This window comes from Dyadobacter chenwenxiniae, assembly GCF_022869785.1.
GTDB classification, from domain to species: domain Bacteria; phylum Bacteroidota; class Bacteroidia; order Cytophagales; family Spirosomataceae; genus Dyadobacter; species Dyadobacter chenwenxiniae.
Window position 1 is genome coordinate 5,125,293 of record NZ_CP094997.1, and the last position, 18,634, is coordinate 5,143,926.

The 18,634-nt window shown below is 46.1% G+C and carries 13 protein-coding genes; 8 read left to right on the forward strand and 5 right to left on the reverse strand.

What is annotated here, in order from left to right; translation table 11 throughout:
• Positions 1–86: 86 nt before the first annotated feature.
• A complete protein-coding gene (locus MUK70_RS21865) occupies positions 87–3,269 on the forward strand; it encodes a beta-galactosidase small subunit-related protein (protein ID WP_234655136.1) in 3,183 nt (1,060 codons plus the stop codon).
• 66 nt (positions 3,270–3,335) lie between these two features.
• On the opposite strand, the gene MUK70_RS21870 is transcribed toward MUK70_RS21865, so the two are convergent.
• The 5 genes from MUK70_RS21870 to MUK70_RS21890 are packed head-to-tail and all read right to left on the reverse strand — an operon-like array spanning position 3,336 to position 7,327.
• Positions 3,336–3,896, reverse strand: a complete 561-nt coding sequence (locus MUK70_RS21870; RefSeq protein WP_234603028.1) for a YceI family protein — start codon at positions 3,894–3,896, stop codon at positions 3,336–3,338.
• Between the two features lie 13 nt (positions 3,897–3,909).
• A complete protein-coding gene (locus MUK70_RS21875; RefSeq protein ID WP_234655137.1) occupies positions 3,910–4,797 on the reverse strand; it encodes a DUF5777 family beta-barrel protein in 888 nt (295 codons plus the stop codon).
• Between the two features lie 14 nt (positions 4,798–4,811).
• Positions 4,812–5,318, reverse strand: a complete 507-nt coding sequence (locus tag MUK70_RS21880; RefSeq protein ID WP_234655138.1) for a QcrA and Rieske domain-containing protein — start codon at positions 5,316–5,318, stop codon at positions 4,812–4,814.
• A gap of 46 nt (positions 5,319–5,364) precedes the next feature.
• Entirely contained in the window at positions 5,365–6,777 is a 1,413-nt protein-coding gene (locus tag MUK70_RS21885) for a porin family protein (protein WP_234655139.1), read from the reverse strand.
• A complete protein-coding gene (locus tag MUK70_RS21890) occupies positions 6,758–7,327 on the reverse strand; it encodes an RNA polymerase sigma factor (protein ID WP_234603032.1) in 570 nt (189 codons plus the stop codon). The genes MUK70_RS21885 and MUK70_RS21890 overlap by 20 nt, the downstream gene beginning before the upstream one ends.
• Before the next feature lie 226 nt (positions 7,328–7,553).
• Here MUK70_RS21890 and MUK70_RS21895 point away from each other — a divergent pair, with 226 nt between their 5' ends.
• The 7 genes from MUK70_RS21895 (at position 7,554) to MUK70_RS21925 (ending at position 18,605) form a co-directional block, all read left to right on the forward strand.
• Positions 7,554–8,633 (forward strand): acyltransferase family protein, encoded by a 1,080-nt coding sequence (locus MUK70_RS21895; RefSeq protein ID WP_234655140.1) that lies wholly within the window; start codon positions 7,554–7,556, stop codon positions 8,631–8,633.
• 95 nt (positions 8,634–8,728) lie between these two features.
• Positions 8,729–10,540, forward strand: coding sequence for an ABC transporter ATP-binding protein (locus MUK70_RS21900; RefSeq protein WP_234655141.1), 1,812 nt, complete (start codon positions 8,729–8,731; stop codon positions 10,538–10,540).
• Positions 10,540–12,348, forward strand: coding sequence for a MutS-related protein (locus tag MUK70_RS21905; RefSeq protein WP_234655142.1), 1,809 nt, complete (start codon positions 10,540–10,542; stop codon positions 12,346–12,348). The genes MUK70_RS21900 and MUK70_RS21905 overlap by 1 nt, the downstream gene beginning before the upstream one ends.
• A 127-nt stretch (positions 12,349–12,475) precedes the next feature.
• A complete protein-coding gene (gene rseP, locus MUK70_RS21910; protein ID WP_234603036.1) occupies positions 12,476–13,792 on the forward strand; it encodes an RIP metalloprotease RseP in 1,317 nt (438 codons plus the stop codon).
• Positions 13,767–14,312 carry a DUF6702 family protein gene (locus MUK70_RS21915; RefSeq protein WP_234655143.1) on the forward strand — a complete coding sequence of 182 codons (546 nt, stop codon included), beginning with the start codon at positions 13,767–13,769 and terminating at the stop codon, positions 14,310–14,312. The genes rseP and MUK70_RS21915 overlap by 26 nt, the downstream gene beginning before the upstream one ends.
• Positions 14,313–14,444: 132 nt before the next feature.
• On the forward strand, positions 14,445–16,961 hold the full coding sequence (lon, locus tag MUK70_RS21920; protein ID WP_234603038.1) for an endopeptidase La: 2,517 nt from the start codon (positions 14,445–14,447) through the stop codon (positions 16,959–16,961).
• Between the two features lie 120 nt (positions 16,962–17,081).
• Positions 17,082–18,605: a tagaturonate reductase gene (locus MUK70_RS21925; protein WP_234655144.1), complete on the forward strand. Its 1,524-nt coding sequence runs from the start codon at positions 17,082–17,084 to the stop codon at positions 18,603–18,605.
• Positions 18,606–18,634 lie beyond the last annotated feature (29 nt).

Sequence of the window (18,634 nt, forward strand, 5' to 3'; positions counted from 1 at the left end):
AAAGGCATTAATCTATAATTTTAGCAAAAAATATACGCCGCCCCTGCGGGCTCTTTTCATCGAAAATATCCGTTACCCAAAATTATATGCACCGCTTCTATCGTTATTGGTTTGGCTTACTGACTGCTTTTTTACTTTTACATACATTCAAATCCCACGCCCAGGCCGTTCCGGAATGGCAGGACCCGCAGGTTTTCAGCGTTAATACGGAAAAACCACACGCTGATTTTATTCCCTATCCCAACGAAAAAAGTGCGCTGCTGATGGACAAAAAAGCGTCGTCGGTTCGCTCGCTGAATGGAACGTGGAAATTCAAATGGGCGTCGCATCCTTCCAAAGCCGTTCCCAATTTTTTTGATCCAAATATGCAGGATGCGGGCTGGGACAACATTCCCGTTCCCTCCAACTGGCAGGTGACCGGGGTGCATGAAGGCCGCAAATACGACCGCCCGATTTCCAATAACAAACAACCTTTTAAAGCAACACCGCCGCGTGTTAATGCCGATACCAATGCTGTGGGCATGTACAGGACCACATTTACGGTTTCGGATGATTTGAAAAGCAAGGAAATATTCTTGCAATTCGGCGGCGTACAATCCGCTTGTTACGTGTGGCTGAATGGCGTCGCGATCGGTTATCACGAGGATGGTATGACGCCTTTTGAGTTTGACATTACAGAAGATGTGAAATCCGGACTGAATCATTTGGCCGTCCAGGTAATCAACTGGTCGGACGGCAGTTATCTCGAAAAACAGGATTATTGGCGGTTATCAGGGATTTTCAGGAATGTGAATTTGCTTGTGCGCCCAAAGGTGGTTCTTACCGATTTTTCAGTCAGGACGATTTTGGATGCAAATTATGAACATGCGACATTGAAACTCAGCGCTTTTGTAAAAAATTTCACAGAGCAGGCCATCCACGCACACCAGGTTTTATTCACCTTATATGATGCCAATAAATCCGTAGTGGTAACGCCGGTCAGCCAAATGTTGGGCAAGCTCGATCCGGCGAAAGAAGGTGCAGTGCGCGTGGATATTCCAATCCCAAATCCTGTTAAATGGACCGCAGAAACGCCTTATTTGTACACATTGTTAATCCAACTGATGAACTCGGATGGAAAAGTGATTGAAGCCACAAGCCAGCCGGTTGGTTTTAGAGAGGTTAAAATGAAAGGCGGCCATTTGCTGGTAAATGGCAAAACAATTACAATGAAGGGCGTTAACAGGCAGGAAGTTGATGCTGAAACGGGGCAGACGATAAGTCGTGAAACAATGATCAGGGACATTATCCTGATGAAGCAGCATAACATTAACGCTGTAAAGACATTACATTACCCGAATGCTTCCGAATGGTACGAACTCTGCGACCAGTATGGCCTTTATGTAATAGACGAAGCCAACATTGCCAGCCAGAACATTATTCTGGCCGATATGCCGCAGTGGCGTTCTGCATTTCTGGCGCGGGGCAGTGCGATGATCGAACGCGATAAAAACCATCCTTCTGTGATCGTTTGGTCGCTGGGTAGTGAATCGGAAAAGGGTAAGAATTTCAAAGACATGGCCGACTACATTAACCTCGCTGACCCTACACGGCCGATCGACAAGCACCCTATAAAACAAGGCAGCTTTCCATTAAACTGGGTTAACAGGGCATTAAGGCTTAAAAAACCGGACGGAAAGTCTTACTGGGAATATGCAAATGTAAACGACAGCACTTACGCGGGCGAGGGCCTCATCAATCCGGATCGTGTGCCGCAACCTGCGCTTCACGAAGTGAAAAAGGTTTATCAGTATGTAAAATTTGAATCGTCCGATACCATGCGTGCGGGTGAAAAAACGGTTAGCATTCTCAATAACTATGATTTTCTTCCATTGAATGTCTTTGAGCTCGTTTGGTCTGTTCAGGAAAATGGTAAGGTAATTGGAAAACCAGGCGTGATCAATAATCTCAATGCGGCGTCCAGGCAGCGCCAGCAGGTTTCCATTCCATATGAACTGCCAGCAACCCAAAAGCCGGGCGCTGAATATTTCCTGAACATCAGCATACGATTGAAAGAGGGCACATCCTGGGCGCCGAAAGGGCATGAAGTTGCCTGGCAGCAGATTGCCCTTATCAAACCGCAGCAAGCAGCACCAGCGCTTAGCCTGTATAATGAAAAACCGCTTCGCGTTGCCCAGATCAGTTCAGGCCGCGTTGCCATTACCGGGCAGGATTTTGCAGTAACTTTTGATAAAAAAGAAGGAATGATTTCTTTCAAAAACAAAAAGGAGGAAATGCTGCAAACGGGACTATATGCCAACTTCTGGCGCGTGCCTACGCATCATGATGAATTCGGCGGCGCAAAAAGTTACGCTTCCCAATGGCGCGAAGCCGGGCTGGATACGCTGGAAGTGTCGGATTCTGAAATTAAAATGCAGCGACTGACTTCAACGGTTTACCGGGTGAGCATTTCGAGAACATTTAAAAGCAAAACGGGTGACGTGGACGTGGATAATGAGTTTATCGTTTATGCCACAGGTGATATTTATGTAAAAAATACATTTACCCCAACCGGCCAATGGCCATCACTCGCAAAAGTCGGAACACAATTCCGGATGCCAGCCACATTCAATAAAACGCAATGGTATGGCAATGGCCCGCACCAAACCTACGCAGACCACCAGACAAGCGGCAAAGTTGGGCTTTATTCAGGAAGCGTCGCAGATCAGCATACAGCCTTTCTAGCGCCTCAGGAGAATGGAAACAAGACAAATGTTCGCTGGGCAACGGTCACGAACGCGGAAGGAATCGGGCTGTTAGCGGTAAGCGATTCGGTTTTCAATTTTAACGTGCATGACTATACGGATCAGCAGCTTTTCGCAACCAGGAAACGTGGGACGTCACTTGCCCGCGGCTCGGAGACCGTTGTGAACATTGACCTTGCGCAAATGGGCATCGGTGTGGATGACAGCCTGGCGCCGCATGTGCAAACGACGTATTTGCTTCCTGCAAGGAGATATAGCTATGCTTTTCGGTTAAGGCCAATTGATAACACGTCGAGCATTGAGCAGATTGCGGCACTTAAGCTTCCCTACACCGGCGAGGAATCCGGCTTAGCGCTGAGTACGAGCATTCTTAATGATCCTGATGATGTCGAAGATGACTTAGCGGAGGAAGAGGTTGTAACTCCGGTTAAGAAACCCGTTAAAAAGGCTGCTGTGCGGAAAGCGCCGGTTCGCAAGAAGCCTGTTTATAGAAAGAAAGCTTCGCGGCGGAGGAGAAGGAGGTAGAAGTTAGACTTTCCAAGTTTTGGAAACTTGGAAAGTCTTCGCTCAAAAACTTGAAAAGTCTAATCGTCACCTCGGAGCCAGCACATATTGCGCTTTTACACTGATAACCTGGGCTATTTTCACAAAAACCACCTGCGGAACTTCAATTTTGTGATCGGTTAGCGGCACTTCGAAGTCGGAGTTAATGGTAATTTTGCCGCCTTCAATCTTCATTTTGCCTTTTATCGTGCGCTCTTTTGTCACGCCGTGAACGGTAAATTTTCCTGTTGCTGAAACGTCGTACTGGCCGTCTTTGGCATAATCGGGTGCATTATCCACCTTTCCGCTGAATGTTGCCGTCGGATATTTGGTCGATTCAATGTAGTTTTCATTGAAATGCTCCTGCATAAGTTTATTTGGAAAAACAAACTCGCGCATGTTCATTCGGATGGCAATTTCATTGTTCGCCGTATTTAAAATTACCTGACTTTTCTTGTTTTCCGCATTCACATTTTCCAATGGTGTTTCGGAAGAGAATTTGGTATTTCCGGTGGAGGTCGCAAACTTTCCTTGCGCCAGAAGCGGCCGGGAAGGCAAAGCGGAAGTGAGCACGGTTACGAAAACCATGGCTAGCAGATGCGTTTTCATGCGTTTTGTTCGGTCAGTTAGCTGCCTTCTTATTCTTTTTGTCAAAACTGAATGTGCGGGAAATGTTGAACCCGTAATGAATGTCACCCTTGCCCCAGGTGCCGGTTGTTTCGCCAATAAATTGCTTTTCGATCATCCCCAGCGAATTGGTAAAATGCAATTGGAATACATGGCCGCCCGTCTCAATGTCCACCCCGAACGACATGGAATCATAGTAAGGGGCTGTGACGGTGTTTTTCTCACGTGCTGTGTAAAAGTACTCTCCGTTCAAAGAAACGCGTTTGGATAGTTTGAACCTTCCGCCAATGCCAAGCGCCAGCAACACTTTTTCATCCCCTAAAACTTCGGGCTTGTTGCGGTGCAGGAATGTGGGTGAAAGCTGCAATGAAAGCCTTTCTCCAAATTTCCGGGCAATGAGCACCTGGGCGGAGTAATACAATTTATCCTGAAATTCCAGCTCCTTATTCACCGTCGCAACCCCGGTCCCACCGAAAAGTGTTACCGAAACCGGAATGCTCCTAGCACCCTCGCTTTGTTTCAGCACTTTTAGTTTACCAAAAAAATCATAAACCTTTTGCGAAGTGCTCCTGCCAACCCCGATCATAAAATCGTCCGTCACCCCGTATTCAAAACCCATCCGCATCGTGGCCTGATCCAGTCCGAAAAACTGGTAAGCACCCGAATTGAGCCGGCCGAAACGGTGTGAAATACGAAAATCCAGATGCTTCTTTTTCATCGTTTCAACGGAATGTCCGTTGACGACGCGCGTGGATTTAAAAGTGGCAGAAACAGGCACGGTAACCATGCTATCCTGCTTAGAAAGTTCGCTAAGCAGATCATCCTGGGCATAGAGAACCGTTGTTGAACAAGTCAACATGAGCATTAGGCGGAGTAATTTCATTGTTTTTTGAGCAGTTAGGCTGCAACTGTTAATGTATTGCCGTCGGTGGAAAGTGTGGTTTTGTAAGCTTTCAACGGAGAAGTTGCCGGGCCTTGTTCCACTGCCCCTGTGAGAGAGAATTCCGACTGGTGTGTAGGGCATTGAATGTCGTTTTGCGCTTTTCGGTAGCCAACTGTGCTCTGCTGATGTGTACAAATCTTCGACAAAGCAACATACTGATTCGTTGTGGTGAGAGCCACTAAAACGTCCCCGAAAACCTGAGATTCTCCTGCGGTTTTAAGCTTTTTTGTATCATCCTTCGTGAGATCCAATGTAAAGTTAATCGCGGTGCCGGTAGTCGTTCCGCTCACTCCGCTCCCTCCCGTTCCTGGATTCGGTTCCGGTTCCGGTTCGTTGTCGCTTGATCCGCAGGCCGTCATCGTTGTTCCAAGGCAATAAAAAGCCATGAGTGTGGAAGTACTTAGTCCCAGACTTCTTAGGAATTCACCTCGCTTCATTTTGTCTGCCTTAACATTTTCCATAGTGAATAATTAAATTAGTAGATATAATTTGGTTATGCGGTTCTATTTAAAAAGCGGGTGTATAGCGCAATGATATCCACGTTCCTACGGTCATGAGATTGACCTTTCCGTAACCCACGCCTTTGATCGGGATCCGGATATAGGGCTCTGCGACGAGAGATAATTTCTTCGTGATCGTGCGTTCGTAGCCTACGGATGCATTAATGTGGCTTAATAAAAACCAGCCACTTTTACCTTGCCAGTTATCCTTCTGATACTTAACATATTTGGCATAATGATATTTGTATTTCTCTTTTTGGGCATAGTAAGATGAAACGCCTGTTCCTAAAAACAACTTTGAATGCGCCTGATGGATCAGGTTATAACGGAATCCCAGCGGAATTTCGATCATTGTGCATTCCCCATCGACTCCGTAAGGCGTATTGTATTTGGTCACATATTCCGGCAATTCGTAGTCCTTTGCATGAGCGTAGTAATCTTTCTGGCTCCATATTACTCCGCTTTGCAAGTAAAATCTCGGCGACAGCGCATATTCAAGCAACAATGAAAACGCTGTCCCTGGTTTTGTATAATTTTTAAATCCAACTGTTGACAAATCAGGCGAGTAACCCAATCTGACAGCCCATTTGGCATAATCCTCTTCTACTTTCTCCGGCTCAGAAGGTTCCATAGCTGCTGGCGCAGTGAATGTTACCATCGGAATTTCAGGCTGGTTTTCCCAGTTCAATGTTCTGCTCGCCAATGTTGCGGCTGAAATCAGTAACCTTGCCTGATCCTCGCTGATTTCTCTTTCCGTACCAGTCTCATTTATAGCGTTGGTCCGAGAAACGGGCTCTGCTGATTTGCGTTCTGCAATGTTGTTAATGGAAAAAGCCCCGTCGCCTCCTTCCCCTTTTGAGCGGTTAGGCTCTAAGTACACTCCGCCTGTCTTAGACTGGCTCCGGGGCAATTTTTTCCTGCGTTGGTAATCGGCAATGTTTGATTTAGAGGAGGATTTGCTAATCCTGGATTCCTTATTACGTAATGTATTGTTTGGCTCAATGCTAGAAACAGGAGGAGCCGCTGGCTCCTTGGATTGGGCTGACGCATTTTCCTTGCTAGAAACAGGGGATGCCGCCGACTCCTTGGGTTGGGCTGACGCATCTTCCTTGCTAGAAACAGGGGAAGCCGCTGGCTCCTGGGCTTGCAGCTCGCCTGCTGCAGATGCGTTATGCTCTATTTCCGCGCTTTTTGAAACTGGGTTTTTAGTGAAAAAATAAATTGCAAAACCGATCGGGATCAGCAAAGCCATTAAACCCAATGGCCACCATTTTTTGAACCAACCGCCTGCGACTTTGCCGTCATGCACGTCCAAACGTTTTTTTAACGTATTCCAATCCTCCGGGTCAAATTGTGGATCAAGCTCTTCTGATGACTTTCTGAAGAGCTTATCCAGTTCGTCATCTGGTAACTCTGTCATAATCGCCAATATTTATTTTGGATAACATTTCTCTCAATTTTTCTCTTGCACGCGACAAATTTGACTTTGACGCCCCCACCGAAATATTCAGCTGGTCTGCAATCTCTTCGTGTGTATAGCCGTCTATTACTGATAAACTAAATACAAGTCTGTAAGAAGGGGTTAGCTTCTGGATCAGCTCCATCAGTTCTTCATGCGCGAGTTTGCTGATAACCGTTTCATCCACGGTCACATTGTCCGCAACTTCCACAGCATCAAAAACGTCCCGGCGTACTTCCTGTCTGTAATGATCGAGGGCTGTATTAATCATAATTCTGCTCAACCAGGTTTTAAATGATCGGCTGGAATCGAATGTATCCAGCTTTGTAAAAACCTTATAAAATCCGTCGTTGAGTATTTCTTTCGCCTCTTCCCGGCTGCGTGTATAGCGCAGACAGATGCTCATAGCATAGCCGTAAAACTGTTTATACAACAGCTCCTGACTGCGGCGGTTTTTCTTTAAACAGCCGTCGAGTAGTTCAATAAGAACAGCGGAGGTATACTCGGGCATGCTATTTGTTCCTTTTTATCCCTATTACGGAAAACTTTTGGCTAGGGTTGCTTACAAGTTTGCAATTTTTCAGTGATATTTTGTAACTATTTGATAATGTTTTGATTAGTCGCAAATCTATCTCGAAATTTCGTCCAAACTGTGGAAAAAATGTGGATTTTTTTCCAAATTGATCCGCATATTGAATTACTCAACGTTATAATTCCTGAACAGTCAGGAGCAAGGAATGACTGAAAAACTACCCCATCTCAACATTATCGATTCCCGCTTTCTTGAACTGGACGCATTACGCGGACTTGCAGCCATTATGGTTGTGCTTTTTCACTTCACCATTAATTCTAATGGTGTATTATTAGGATGGGAATTCAATTACGGAGTAACCGGCGTTGATATCTTCTTCATGATCAGCGGATTTGTGATCTTTCTAACGATATCAAGAGTAAAGCGGTGGCCCGACTTTGTGGTTTCCCGGTTTGCAAGGCTCTATCCGGCTTTCTGGTGCTGCATGTTCCTGACAGCCGTTGTAACCATGTATTTCGAACCTGAGTTAGTCAGTGTGAAAAGGATTTTGGCGAACCTGACCATGGCCTCTATATTTTTCGGACAGGAAAACATGGATCAATCGTACTGGACATTGTTGGTGGAGCTGGTTTTCTATTTCTGGATACTCGTACTACTTATATTGGGGAAAATCAAAAGCATTGTAAATGTAGGTCTTGCATTCATGGTCTTGGTTGTTCTTTTTCACGCTTTTTCGGCATATTACACTAGTTTTCATGAATTTGCCACCAGAAAAATAGAGCTGCTGAATCACTTTCCGCTTTTCTTTTCAGGGATACTTTTTTATCTGGTACGTAATGGAAATCATGTGCGCCGGAATTCATTACTGATCCTGGCGAGCCTTCTGGCTGCATGTTTCATGCATTATCAGGGCGGCAGAGTACAATATCATGTGACGCCGTCGGAGCATTATGTGATCCTCGCCGTGTTTCATATTGTTTTTGCATTTGCAATATTTGGCAAAATGGGCTTCCTTAACAAAGCACCACTGCTTTTCCTTGGCAAGATATCGTATTGCCTCTATCTGATCCATCAGTACATTGGTCTGCGTTTGCTGGCCATGCTCACTGATTCCTGGCAGATTAATATTTATCCTGCACTCGTCATTACCATTGCGGTGGTGGTGCTGATCGCGTATCTGGTCAATACATTCGTAGAGATCCCGGCCAACATGATCATTCGAAATTGGTATAAACACAGGAACCAGAAGCGCTCGCATGCCAATCCCAGCGAAATCGCCGTATAATAGTTTCCGTATCTTACTTACTTTTGCAGCCTAACCACGCATATTTGAATATAATTTTCAAATAATGTGTTCCCTATACACTATATTAGATTTTAATGGCCAAAAGTGACACTTCTCCTGACCCGGCATCGCCCTTTGCGGTGCGGAAAATAAGCTGGCAAGGGCTTAAAACGACGCTTGATCTGCTCAGATATATACGGCCCTATCGGATCACATTCATTGTTGGACTGGTATTTCTTGCACTTTCCACGGCTACATCGCTCGCTTTTCCGAAGCTTGTTGGCAGCATTATCGAGGTTATCGAGGGCAAATCGCCTTATACGATCAATCAAATCACGCTTTTCCTGTTTCTTGTGCTGATATGCCAGGCGATATTTTCTTATTTCCGGGTTTATCTTTTTACCAAAGTCAGCGAACTGGCGATGACCAATATCCGGTCAGATGTCTTTACCAAAATCATCACATTACCCATTGCCTTCCTCGAACAGCGGCGCGTAGGCGAACTCACGAGCCGCATTACTTCTGATGTTTCTCAGCTGCAAGGATTACTCTCTTTTACACTGGCAGAGGTTTTCAGGCAGGTTGCCACATTGATCGTGGGTGTTTCCATTCTTTTTTATACTTCCTGGAAACTCACGCTTTTCATGTTGGCCACATTCCCGGTGCTGGTGATCGCTTCCGTATTTTTTGGCCGGCATCAGCGCAGGCTTTCCAAAAAAGTGCAGGATGAGCTGGCTGCGGCCAATGTGGTTGTGGAGGAGACATTGCAGTCTGTTAATGTGGTCAAAGCGTTTACCAATGAGCCGCTGGAAGTGAACCGCTACCAGCTGATCCTTAAAAAAGTGGTGGATCTTTCGCTTTACGCTGCCGCGTTCCGTGGCGGATTTGTTTCGTTTATCATTTTTGCTCTGTTTGGCGGGATTGTTGGCGTAGTCTGGTATGGTGCCGGGCTTGTCCAGGCCGGGGAATTCGGGCTTTCCGATCTTTTTACATTTATTCTTTACACCACATTCATAGGCGCGTCCATCAGCGGAATGGGTGATTTATATGCACAGATCAACCGCGTAATCGGTGCTTCCGAGCGGATTTTCGAGATTTTGGAAGAAGAGCCTGAGATGGATCTGGAAACAGCAAGAAATGCTTCGGCTACGCCAATCGAGGGAAGCATTTCATATCAGGATGTGCATTTTTCCTATCCTTCACGGCCGGATCTTCCTGTTTTAAGAGGAATTTCATTTCAAATTCAGGCAGGGGAGAAAATCGCGTTAGTGGGATACAGCGGTGCCGGAAAGTCTACGATCATTCAGCTGCTCATGCGCTTTTATGATTATCAAACGGGCCATATTCTCGTTGACGGCAAACCACTTCATGAATACGGCCTTACCGAATTACGGAAGAACATTGCCATTGTGCCGCAGGAAGTAATGCTTTTCGGCGGAACAATTTATGAGAACATTGCTTACGGCAAACCCAACGCCACGCGAGAAGAAATTTACGATGCCGCCCGACGTGCGCACGCCAGGGAATTCATTGAGACATTCCCGGAAAAGTTTGACACCGTGGTTGGCGAACGCGGCATTAAGCTTTCCGGCGGCCAGCGCCAGCGCATTGCCATTGCCCGCGCCATTCTGAAAGATCCCAAGATCCTGATCCTCGACGAAGCAACGAGTTCGCTCGATGCAGAATCAGAAAAGCTGGTGCAGATTGCATTGGATGAATTGATGAAAAACCGCACTACGATCGTCATAGCGCACCGTTTGGCCACGATCCGAAAAGTGGATATGATCTATGTGATCCGGGAAGGGCGCATTGCGGAATCGGGCACGCATCAGCAATTAACGCTTATGGACAATGGTTTGTACGCAAATCTGATCAAATTGCAGTTTGAAACCGCAGAAAGCAATTGATGGAAACAAGCAGTAAAGCCCACAGATCATCCCAAGAATTTTTTGAAACTGAGAAAAACAAAGCAGGCATCGCAGAAGCAGCCGCATTGCAGAACTTCAATCAGCTAGCCATTGCCAGATTACTCGTTTTTTTTGCGATGATCTTCTTCCTATGGCTCTGGAATCATCAGAATCAGCCGGTCTGGGGATTGGTTGCATTTGGATTGCTTGTTATTTTCCTCATTTCCATGCGCCGCCAGCAAGCCGCCCGCAAGCTGCGCGATTTTCAGCGAAACCTGGGCATTATCAACACGGATGAGCTCAACAGGCTTTCATTCCGATTTACAAGAAATGATTCCGGGTTTCAGTTCCAGGAAAAGGACCATGCATATGGAAGCGACCTGGACATATTTGGCGATTATTCCCTTTACAAACTTTTAAACCGGACACGCACCGGAGAAGGCAGCCGTCGGCTTGCCAACTGGCTAAAAAACCATGCGGACGTGAAAGAAATAAAGCTTCGGCAGGATGCAGCAGCGGATTTCAGCCAGCATCCGGAAATGATCCAGTCGTTGGAAGCCACAGCATTATTGCATGAGCATGCCGCAGAGCAATTGGGTGATTTCAGGAAATGGTCGACGGAATTTATGAACAAAGATCTGGCGCGCCTGCTTCCCTTTCGCTGGATTAGTATCCTCACTGTTGTTGTTGCCGTCCTCTTCTTATTTTCCATTTTGCCTGCCTGGCCTTTGCTCCTATGCATTGCTGTCAATGCTGTACTGATCGCGCGTTTCAAAGCTTACATTGAATCCGTTGCAAACCGCACGGCGGCACTGGGCAAAACATTGGTTTCCTATGGTGAGATCCTGGAAATTGCACAATCCTTTCCCTACCAGGCGCAATGGTGGTTAGACCGCAAAGCGCGCATTGAAGGTTCCGGCAATGCATTGAAACAAGCCGGTGTGCTTTTCGAGAGACTGGATTATCGGAATAACATCTTTTTCTCGCTGCTTGTAGGCATTCCAACACTTTGGGACATTCACTGTCTCGCCGGACTTGAAAGCTGGAAGCAAAATTACCACGACAGATTAGCCGACTGGCTGGACGTCCTGGCCGACGTGGAAGCCATGAACAGCCTCGGCGGTCATGCATTTGCTAACCCCGACTATATCGCGCCGAACGTTACCAGTTCACCTGCATTTGAAATTGACACGATTGCGATGGGACATCCGCTTATTCCATTGGATAGACGCATCAGCAATGATTTCAGCGTTGCGGGAACGGGCCATACGATTTTGGTAACCGGCTCAAATATGTCAGGCAAAAGCACATTCCTCCGGACAATCGGGTTAAACTTCGTGCTGGCGCAGATGGGCGCCGTGGTGAGTGCCAAGACTTTTAAATGTTCAACCGTCCGTGTTTTCAGCAGCATGCGCACGCAGGATTCGCTTGAAGAAAGCACTTCGTCTTTTTATGCTGAATTAAAAAGATTGCGAAAACTGCTGGAACTGGCCGACGAACAAGGTGCACCGCCTGTTTTCTATCTTTTGGACGAAATCCTGAAAGGGACCAATTCTTCCGACCGCCACCGTGGAGCCGAGGCATTGATCAGACAATTGCATACCAAGCAGGCGTCGGGCCTGGTTTCCACGCACGATCTTGAACTCGGGGAATGGGGCGCAACTGAAAATTATGTTCACAATTTCCATTTCAGATCTGATGTGGAAAATGGCGAATTGCTGTTCGATTATAAGCTGCACGACGGAATTTGCAAGAGTTTCAATGCGTCGGAATTGATGCGGATGATGGGCATCAACATTGACAAATAATGTTTTGCCGGGATTTGCGTAACTTTACCGGGTTCAATTACGTTTCTTAGTTCTGATAGTGGATTAAGGATTTTAATATTAGATTTAGTACTTTAATTAATAACAAATAACGATCACTGAAACCTGAATGGAAGTATTAATAATGGCAGGACAGCTCATTCTGGGCTTATCAATTTTGGTAGGGTTGCATGAATGGGGACATATGTTCGCTGCGAAAATGTTTGGGATGCGAGTTGAAAAATACTTCATAGGTTTTCCTCCGAAGATATTCAGCTTTCAAAAAGGAGAAACAGAGTATGGCATCGGCGCAATCCCGCTGGGTGGTTTCGTAAAAATATCCGGTATGATCGACGAATCCATGGATACGGAGGCAATGAGTAAAGAGCCTCAACCCTGGGAATTCCGCTCGAAACCGGCCTGGCAGCGCTTAATCGTCATGTTAGGAGGGATTATCGTCAATGTAATCGTGGGGATTTTCATATTCATTGTGATCGCGTATAACGATGGGGATAAGTATCTTTCCAGCACGGAGGTGAATAAATATGGTATTGTAGCAGGTGATCTGGCAAAGGAAATCGGCTTGCAGACAGGTGATAAAATTGTAAGGGTTAACGGCAAGCCTTTCACCAATTTCGATGAACTGGGCAGCTCCGAAGTTTTGCTTGGCAGCAACAGTTCATATACAGTTAACCGCGCAGGCAAGGAAGTTGAAATTGATATCCCAAATAACTTTATTGAGAAACTATCTGATCCTGAGGAGAAAAGAGGCTTTATCCGGCCTTTGGAACCGTTCAAGATCGGGGAAGTTGTTCCGGCATCCCCTGCTCAAAAGGCTGGCTTGCTAACCGGTGATAAGGTCGTTTCAATAAACGGTCAGCCGATCCAGTTTTTCCACGAATTACAGGCACAGCTGAAAAGCTTAAAAGGCAAAAAAGCGGAACTGATCGTTCAGCGCGGAGCAGGTCAGAAAACACTGAATACGACTGTGGATGAGGACGGAACATTGGGTTTCTATCCTGAAAGTCTGCTGAATTATACGGCTGTGAAGTATTCATTGGGACAAGCGATTGCAGTCGGCACGAATGATGCATTTGCAGTAGTTTACAATAATATCAAGGGTTTTGGTAAAATATTCAGAGGCGAGGTCTCTGCTTCTAAGGCATTGAGCGGACCGATCGGCATTGCCCGTATGTTCGGTGGCGTTTGGGACTGGAGCCGCTTTTGGTATCTGACAGGATTGCTTTCAATGGTGCTCGCATTCATGAACGCATTACCCATTCCGGCCCTGGATGGCGGCCACGCAGTGATCCTTTCCTATGAGATTATTTCGGGACGCAAGCCATCTGACAGATTCCTTGAAAACGCTCAGAAAGTCGGCATGGTGCTTTTACTTGGCCTGATGGCTTTTGCAATATTTAATGATGTCTGGAAAGCAGTATTCTAATAAGTTTATCAGAGGAAATAAGGAAAGGACGAAGAGCTTAATCCTCTTTCCTTTCCTTATTTTTTTCGTTTTGACGCTGTCGTCCTCCGTGCACGATTACCACGTAAGCGTCACGCAGATGCAGTACAACCCTGCAATCAAAACGTTCGAAGTGAGTATACGTATGTTCACGGACGATCTTGAGCGTGCGCTGTCACAAGGAAATGACAAGCAGCGCGTTGTTATCAAGAACAATGACAAGAACGATCCGTTGGTCGAGCGTTATGTTTTGAAATCATTTTTTCTGATGGATCATCAGAAAAAGCCCGTTGTAACGAAATATGTGGGTAAGGAGCAGGAGGAGGATGCGACGTGGGTATATTTGGAAATTCCATTTCAGGGTCCTCTGAATGGTTACAAGTTACAAAACAGCACACTGATGGAAGTTTTTGATGATCAGGTCAATATGACGAACATTAAAAACGCGTCTGAAAAACGCACATTCTTGTTTAAAAAGGGACAAGCTGTACACATTCTTTAACCAATTTACGGTTAGTAAAAAGCCTGACACAGCCGTTGGTGGCATGGCTATTTTGTTTTATTGTTCCCTTTCTTTTGAAAGTCATTATTTATATATTGGGAAAAGATTATCTGTCAATTTGACAGAATGCCTATGAAATTTGAACCTTCTGACTTATATAGTCGGCTGCTAATGTCCGATTCGGATATGGATAGCCTTGAAATTGTCCCTCTTGGTGGCCCCGATGGCTCCGATGAGCCTTTTGAACTCCCTGAAGAACTTGCGATACTGCCGATCAGGCAAACAGTGCTTTTCCCCGGAATGGTAATACCCGTAACCGTTGTGCGCCAGAAAGCCATTCGGTTAGTTAAAAAGATATACAGGAATTCGGATATCAATCAACGCATATTAGGCGCTGTAACGCAGGCGATCCCCAACAAGGAGGACCCTACTGCCGAGGACCTTTACAATGTTGGAACAGTTGCCCAGATCTTGAAAATGATCACATTACCTGATGGCAATGTTACCATTATCGTGCAAGGAAGACAGCGTTTTGAGATCAAGACTATATTGCACGAAGAGCCCTATCTGACTGCCGAAGTAAAAGCCATTGACGATTCTTTTGTTGGTCCTACCAAAAAAGAGTCCAAAGCACTTTTACAATCCTTGCGGGATGGCGCACACAAGATCATGCGCCTGAACCCTGAAATTCCTCAGGAAGCCCGCATTGCACTTGATAACATTGAAAGCCCGATTTTTCTGATTCATTTCCTTTCTTCCAACATTAATGTAGAAGTTGCCGACAAGCAAAAGCTGCTCGAAGAAAGAAATGGTCACAAACAGGCTACGCTCCTGCTGCAATACATGATGCGGGAGATTGAAATGCTGGAATTGAAACGGGAAATTCAGACCAAAGCCAGCTCTGATATTGATCAGCAGCAGCGTGATTATTTCCTTAGACAACAAATAAAAGTCCTGCATGACGAGCTCGGAATGGATAGTCCCGAGCGTGATCTCGACGACATCCGTTTAAAAGCAAGTCAGAAAAAATGGAGTGACTCGGTGCGCAGTCACTTTGAAAAAGAGCTGACCAAACTGCAACGCATTAACCCGATGGCGCCCGAATATCCGGTGACCATGAATTACCTGGAAATGCTGGTGGATTTGCCTTGGGGACAATATACCAAAGACAATTTCGACCTGGTCCGTGCGCAAAAAGTGCTGGATGCGGATCATTTCGGTTTGGAGAAGGTTAAGGAGCGGATCATTGAATATCTGGCCGTTTTGAAATTGAAAGGCAATTTGAAAGCGCCAATTCTCTGTTTATATGGCCCTCCGGGCGTTGGGAAAACATCATTAGGAAGATCCATTGCAAAAGCATTGAACCGCGAATACATCCGAATGGCGCTGGGCGGCGTGCATGATGAAGCGGAGATTCGTGGTCATAGGAAGACATATATCGGCGCCATGCCGGGGAAAATCATTCAAAACATTAAAAAGGCAGGATATGCAAACCCTGTTTTCATTCTGGATGAAATTGATAAAGTAAGCTCCGATTATCGCGGCGATCCTTCATCAGCATTGCTGGAAGTGCTCGATCCCGAGCAAAATTCTTCATTTACAGATAATTACCTGGAAGTCGAATACGATCTTTCTAAGGTTTTATTCGTCGCAACAGCCAATGCACTGGACACGATCCACCCCGCATTGCGCGACCGGATGGAGATCATTGAGATGACAGGTTATACGATTGAAGAAAAATTGCAGATCGCAAAACGTTACCTCGTTCCAAAGCAGCGCAAAGATCATGGTCTGAAATCAACCGACATTAAAATCGACGATGTTGCACTTACCAAGATCATTGAAGGGTATACAAGAGAATCCGGTGTGCGGAATTTGGAACAAAAAATAGGATCCGTTGTCCGCAAAATCGCGAAATCTGTTGCGATGGAGCAGGAATATCCAAAGACCGTTAAGGCAGAGCTGATAGAGAAATATCTGGGCGCAGAGATTTTTGACAAAGATTTGTATCAGGACAATGATTTTGCCGGCGTGGTAACGGGACTTGCCTGGACTTCGGTGGGTGGTGAAATTCTCTTTATTGAAACCAGCCTGAGCCGCGGAAAAGGGAACCTCACATTATCCGGTCAGCTAGGCGACGTAATGAAAGAGTCCGCAGTGGCTGCATTATCTTATCTGAAAGCCAATGCAGACCGTTTAGGCATTGATTACAGGATTTTTAACCATTATGACCTGCACGTACACGTCCCCGCCGGCGCTGTGCCCAAGGACGGCCCTTCTGCCGGTGTAACAATGGTCACCTCTATGGCGTCTATCTTCACACAGCGCCGGGTGAAACCGTTCATCGCGATGACAGGCGAGATCACATTAAGGGGCAAAGTTTTACCTGTGGGAGGCGTTAAAGAGAAAATCCTGGCAGCGCGTCGTGCGGGTGTGAAGGAAATTATTCTTTGTGTGAAAAACCGCAAGGATGTGGAAGAAGTGCCTGCCAACTATATCAAAGATCTGTCGTTCCATTATGTAGACCAGATTGATGAAGTGCTGGAATATGCATTGCTGCCCGAGAAGGTAAAAAATGCCACAAACTTCATTTTCCCGGATGAGAAGAAAGAAAAACAGGAAAGCGGATATGTGACTGTGGATGCCTAAGGCCATTTTCAGAAATTAATATATTTTAAAATTCAAAAAAGACGCCCGCAGGCGTCTTTTTTGCTTAAGGGTTCTTAAATCAAAAACACGTCCTGATATCAACAACTATTCATTATTAAAATGTCCCTACCCCAGCTTTGCCCCCAACTACTGGATCAGCGTCCAGACCTGTTGCCAAACCATCAAAATCTGCTTGCATTGCCCGAAAAGATCATTCAGTTTGGCACGGGCGTACTGCTTCGCGGTTTACCCGATTATTTTGTAAATAAGGCCAATCAGCAGGGAATATTCAATGGGCGGATAGTAGTTGTAAAATCCACAAACAGCGGTGGAACGGACGCTTTTGCAGCCCAACAAAACATTTTCTCGCACAGCATCCGCGGAATTGAGGATGGGAGCCAGGTGGATAAGCTCATTATTAACAGCGCCATCAGCAGGACCCTTTCGGCAAATACTAATTGGGCCGATATCTTGCAATGTGCACATAATGCTGATCTTAGAATTGTTATTTCAAATACAACCGAAGTCGGCATCCAATTGACCGATGATGATATTTTTGCAAGTCCTCCCGCTTCCTACCCCGGCAAACTGACGGCTTATCTGTATGAGCGTTTCAAAGCTTTCGACGGAAGCGCTGACTCAGGCATGGTGATTGTCCCTACCGAGCTGATCGTGAATAGTGGACAGAAGTTAAGGGATATCGTTTTTGAACAAGCCAAACGCCATAACCTGGACGAAACATTCGTACAATGGCTGGAAGCGCATAATCATTTTTGCAGTTCGCTCGTAGACAGGATTGTCCCTGGCAAACCGGACGCAGAAACGATCGCTTCCATTTCGGAAAAGCAGGGTTATCAAGACGATTTGCTGATCGTTTCCGAAGTTTACAGACTGTGGGCCATTGAAGGAAGCGAGCATGTGCGATCGATTCTGAACTTTGCGGAAGCAGATAAGGGCGTTGTGATCGAACCGGACATTGATTTATACAGAGAATTAAAATTGCGCTTGCTTAACGGCACGCATACGCTTGCCTGTGGCCTCTGCTTTCTGAGCGGCCTCGATACAGTAAGTGAAAGCATGGAAAACCCTGAAACGGCCGCATTCATTGCAGATGTAATGTTGAATGAACTTGCCCCGGCGATCCCCTATCCAGTGGACCCGGCGCGTGCGCAGGAATTCGGCAACCAGGTCCTGGACCGTTTTCGCAATCCGTTTATCCGCCATCAACTCATCGACATTACCGTGCAATACACGGCTAAAATGAGAATGCGCAACATTCCGACATTGCTTAGTCACTACGAAAAATCCGAGCAGCCACCTGCGCTTTTTGCCAAAGGTTTCGCAGCATTTTTGAAATTTATGAAGCCTGTTGTTCACAAAGATGGCGCTTATTATGGCGAGCGTGAAGGGCAACCTTATTCGATCCGCTGCGATGCTGCTCCTTATTTTGATGAAATGTGGAAGTCAGCCGCTTCGCCGCTGGACCTGGCAAGCAAAGTAATGTCCGATGTCTCAATTTGGGATACTGATTTGACACAACTTCCCGGATTTCCGGAAGCTGTACATGCGCATATGGTTGAACCGGAAGCACTGGAAACTTTACGTATCGTTCCAGGGGCGGACGCCCCCAAGCTGGACATTTAATTAGACCAGGACTTTCCAGGTTTTAAAAA

Excerpts from the sequence above, each read along its gene's own strand:
- MUK70_RS21865 (WP_234655136.1), top strand. The coding sequence starts at position 87 with ATGCACCGCTTCTATCGTTATTGGTTTGGCTTACTGACTGCTTTTTTA.
- MUK70_RS21870 (WP_234603028.1), bottom strand. The coding sequence starts at position 3,896 with ATGAAAACGCATCTGCTAGCCATGGTTTTCGTAACCGTGCTCACTTCC.
- MUK70_RS21875 (WP_234655137.1), bottom strand. The coding sequence starts at position 4,797 with ATGAAATTACTCCGCCTAATGCTCATGTTGACTTGTTCAACAACGGTT.
- MUK70_RS21880 (WP_234655138.1), bottom strand. The coding sequence starts at position 5,318 with ATGGAAAATGTTAAGGCAGACAAAATGAAGCGAGGTGAATTCCTAAGA.
- MUK70_RS21885 (WP_234655139.1), bottom strand. The coding sequence starts at position 6,777 with ATGACAGAGTTACCAGATGACGAACTGGATAAGCTCTTCAGAAAGTCA.
- MUK70_RS21890 (WP_234603032.1), bottom strand. The coding sequence starts at position 7,327 with ATGCCCGAGTATACCTCCGCTGTTCTTATTGAACTACTCGACGGCTGT.
- MUK70_RS21895 (WP_234655140.1), top strand. The coding sequence starts at position 7,554 with ATGACTGAAAAACTACCCCATCTCAACATTATCGATTCCCGCTTTCTT.
- MUK70_RS21900 (WP_234655141.1), top strand. The coding sequence starts at position 8,729 with ATGGCCAAAAGTGACACTTCTCCTGACCCGGCATCGCCCTTTGCGGTG.
- MUK70_RS21905 (WP_234655142.1), top strand. The coding sequence starts at position 10,540 with ATGGAAACAAGCAGTAAAGCCCACAGATCATCCCAAGAATTTTTTGAA.
- rseP (WP_234603036.1), top strand. The coding sequence starts at position 12,476 with ATGGAAGTATTAATAATGGCAGGACAGCTCATTCTGGGCTTATCAATT.
- MUK70_RS21915 (WP_234655143.1), top strand. The coding sequence starts at position 13,767 with ATGATGTCTGGAAAGCAGTATTCTAATAAGTTTATCAGAGGAAATAAG.
- lon (WP_234603038.1), top strand. The coding sequence starts at position 14,445 with ATGAAATTTGAACCTTCTGACTTATATAGTCGGCTGCTAATGTCCGAT.
- MUK70_RS21925 (WP_234655144.1), top strand. The coding sequence starts at position 17,082 with ATGTCCCTACCCCAGCTTTGCCCCCAACTACTGGATCAGCGTCCAGAC.